The organism is uncultured Thomasclavelia sp. (assembly GCF_944324745.1).
In the GTDB taxonomy this organism is placed as follows: Bacteria; Bacillota_I; Bacilli_A; order Erysipelotrichales; family Coprobacillaceae; genus Thomasclavelia.
This window is the reverse complement of record NZ_CALUXO010000025.1, coordinates 1-3,231: the sequence shown is the minus strand read 5'-3', so window position 1 is coordinate 3,231 and position 3,231 is coordinate 1. Positions and strand designations below refer to the sequence as shown.

The 3,231-nt window shown below is 25.2% G+C and carries 6 protein-coding genes; 2 read left to right on the top strand and 4 right to left on the bottom strand.

The features are described 5' to 3' along the window. Nucleotides 1–363: family 1 glycosylhydrolase (locus tag Q0K54_RS02585; protein ID WP_294578285.1), on the top strand; the 363-nt coding region annotated here is incomplete at its 5' end. Nucleotides 364–377: 14 nt separating this feature from the next. Here the strand turns inward: Q0K54_RS02585 and Q0K54_RS02580 are convergent. From Q0K54_RS02580 to Q0K54_RS02575, 3 genes are all read right to left on the bottom strand, one after another. Continuing rightward, complete coding sequence (locus tag Q0K54_RS02580) at nucleotides 378–1,598, bottom strand: GHKL domain-containing protein (protein WP_294578284.1); 1,221 nt, start codon at nucleotides 1,596–1,598, stop codon at nucleotides 378–380. Next, a complete protein-coding gene (locus Q0K54_RS13760) occupies nucleotides 1,595–1,879 on the bottom strand; it encodes a LytTR family transcriptional regulator DNA-binding domain-containing protein (protein ID WP_374011443.1) in 285 nt (94 codons plus the stop codon). The genes Q0K54_RS02580 and Q0K54_RS13760 overlap by 4 nt, the downstream gene beginning before the upstream one ends. A 64-nt stretch (nucleotides 1,880–1,943) precedes the next feature. Then, on the bottom strand, nucleotides 1,944–2,285 hold the full coding sequence (locus Q0K54_RS02575) for a response regulator (RefSeq protein WP_294578283.1): 342 nt from the start codon (nucleotides 2,283–2,285) through the stop codon (nucleotides 1,944–1,946). Nucleotides 2,286–2,463: 178 nt separating this feature from the next. Between Q0K54_RS02575 and Q0K54_RS02570 the strand changes: the two genes are divergently transcribed. After that, nucleotides 2,464–2,925 (top strand): hypothetical protein, encoded by a 462-nt coding sequence (locus tag Q0K54_RS02570; RefSeq protein ID WP_294578282.1) that lies wholly within the window; start codon nucleotides 2,464–2,466, stop codon nucleotides 2,923–2,925. Nucleotides 2,926–2,948: 23 nt separating this feature from the next. On the opposite strand, the gene Q0K54_RS02565 is transcribed toward Q0K54_RS02570, so the two are convergent. After that, on the bottom strand, nucleotides 2,949–3,231 hold a 283-nt coding region (locus Q0K54_RS02565; RefSeq protein WP_294577558.1), incomplete at its 5' end, for a family 1 glycosylhydrolase.

Sequence of the window (3,231 nt, the reverse complement as noted above, 5' to 3'; positions counted from 1 at the left end):
CTAAGAATGTGTTGTCGTGAAATCACTTCAAGATATGATTTACCAATCGTCATCAGTGAAAATGGTCTAGGAGCATTTGATAAGTTGGAAGATGGAAAGGTTCATGATCAATATCGAATCGATTATCTAAGAGAACATATCAAAGAATTAAAGAAAGCTTGTGATGATGGTTGTCGAGTATTGGCTTATTGTACATGGTCATATACTGATCTATTAAGCTGGTTAAATGGATATCAAAAACGTTATGGATTTGTCTATGTAGATCGAGAAGAAGATGAAGATAGTGGAACATTAGATCGTTATAAAAAAGATTCATATTATTGGTATCAAAAGGTAATTGAAACAAATGGTGAAGAGTTATAAAAGGAATAGCCCAGCTATTCCTTTTTAAATAAAACTTTAACACTGCAAAAGATATTATCACTTTCAATTAATAAATGTCCATCATACTTTTCTATAACATTTCTGCAGATTGGTAAGCCTAGTCCATGCATTTCTTGGTTATCTTTAGTACTATTCAAAGCGACTGGTTTATCAATAGTATTTTTAATTTTTAAATACATAAACTCATCTATTACACCACTATTGATCATAATTTGGCATTTAGGATTTGGTTGACAGTTTTCAACCGCATTTAAAAACAGATTACCAAATAAAATAAATAAATCTTCATCACTAATCGGAAATTTATCACTCAGCTGATCACAACTAAGATAAATATTCTTGTCTTTAATTATTTTTGATTGCATTGAAATACAATAATCAATAATATCATTACCACTAATAATCAATCTTTGATTGTCTAATAGCTGTAATTGCTTTAAAATCGTTTTTCTTACTGCTTCATTATCATTTTGATCTAATTGATATAATAATAAATTATAGATATGATGAAGATCATGGTTTAGTTTTCTGGTATTATCAATCATTTCCCTTGATAAATAATAATTCTTTCGTTTTTCTTCTAAAATACCCAATTCTAATTTCTTTTTATATAATAACTTGATATTTTGATTAGCTTCTTTAAATACTAATAAATTCATTATTAGTAACAAAAATAATAAAACTAAAATGAAATATGGATTAATCGGTTTTGAAATAATAATATAATCAAGATATTGAAAGAAAATAAATATTATTAATATTCCAATACCATTGGATAATAAGATTAAATAATTTTGTTTGATATTTAAGTTAAAAAGATAAATACTAATAAGATAAATAATAATGATCGCAATAATGTTACATAATAGTGGATAAAATGGACTATCCAGTGGGAAAAAAGTAATATTTATAGCTTTAAATAAAACATAAGTTATTTGAAAAATTAAAAAATAAATGCTAAATGGAATGATCGTAATTAGCACATTATCGATATTTATTTGTTTTCTTAAAAAACAGGCATATCCAAAAACGATAATCAAAGATAAACAATATAAAGGCAAAATTAAACCAAATAATTGATAAATAATAATTATAGTTAGGATATAAATAATGGTCGTAACAAATAAATTAAAATATTTTTTATTTTGATAAACTGAGCTGGCTAGTAATAAAGCAGTAAGTGTCTGACTAATTATTGAGATTAAATCAGTCATAGTAAATAACTAATATAATTGATTCTTGATTGTTTTACTGCTTTAATTTTACTGCGGCTGATATTAAAATAATTAGTTCCCATCTTTATCATATTATTGGTATATTCATCAATATATAACCAGTTAATAATTTTAGTATTACTGATACGACAGAAGCATTGATTATTTATTTGCTTTTCTAAATTATTTAATTTTTCACGAATTTGATATTGATTATTAATGGTAGTAATAATGCAATAATGTTTATTACTTTGAATGTATTTAATGTGATTAAGTAATATTTTTTTATAATCGCAATTGATCTTAATAATGATATGATTATCAGTTTCGATTTTTTCAACTAATTCATAGATTAAATTTTTTGATCATCAGTGTTAAATCAGTTTTTTTGATAAACTGATACGGATGAACATTATAAGCATCATAAAACTGCTCATCATGATTACTGATAAAAATTATCACGGTTCTTTTATGTCTTTTTAAATAGTCTTTAGCTAAATCAATACCATTAATTGGCATATCAATATCTAAAAACAAGACATCATAGTCTTTAGTATTATCGAAATCCAAACAATTTTGATATAAGTCAACTTGATAAACAATCTTATATTTTTCTATTTCTTTAGTAATTACATGATTGATAATCTTTAAATCTAATAAATTGTCATCAATAATAGCTAGATTCATTTGATAATCCCCCCACAAAGTTATTATAGCAGATAATAAGTTGTTGATGTCAAAAATGCCAATATTATGCCATTAATGCCTGGATAATTGTAATAATGAAAAAGTAAGATATAATTTAATTAAAGATAGTTATTAAAGAGTTACTTTAAACAAAATATTAAAAAAGAGGGATTTTTATATGAAAGTTATCAAAAATATCAAGTTGCAAAAGACTATTTTAGCGATACTAGCTTTTATTATTGCGGGAACTTATCTTTATTACCATTATATTAATCTTAGTAATGAACAGCTGACGCGATTATATACAGTTATTGGAGGTATTCCAGCAACCGAAATTTCTCAATATCCAGCTTTATATACCCAATCGAATTTATTTGAATTATTTTTTTATTTATTAGTATTATTATATGCAATAATTACGATTATCTTTTATGCTGTTAATAAATCGATAATTAGTTTTACGTTGTGGCAGGTACTATTAATTAGTATTGTCACAATAATCCATCTGCCAATGGTCATATTGTTACAAACGGATTTATTTGGCTGTTATAGATCGTATGTGTTTATTATCAGATCAATAGTTATTTTATTAGTGGTAGTTATTGCAATTAGGATGTTGAAAAGTAAATTGGTAAAATAAAAGATGGCCTAAGCCATCTTTTATTAATCAGATAAATCTTCACCATTAGAAGCAATAACTTTTTTATACCAATAGAAAGAATCTTTACGATAACGATCTAAAGTTTTTAAATCAAATTCATCACGATCAACATAGATGAATCCATAACGTTTAACCATACCTTCATGAGTAGAAATTAAGTCAATGGCAGACCAAGGGCAATATCCCATCATTTCAACGCCATCAGTAATTGCAAGTTTGATTTGTTCAATATGTTTTCTTAGATATTCGATACGATATTGGTCATGAACTTTACCATCTTCAGTT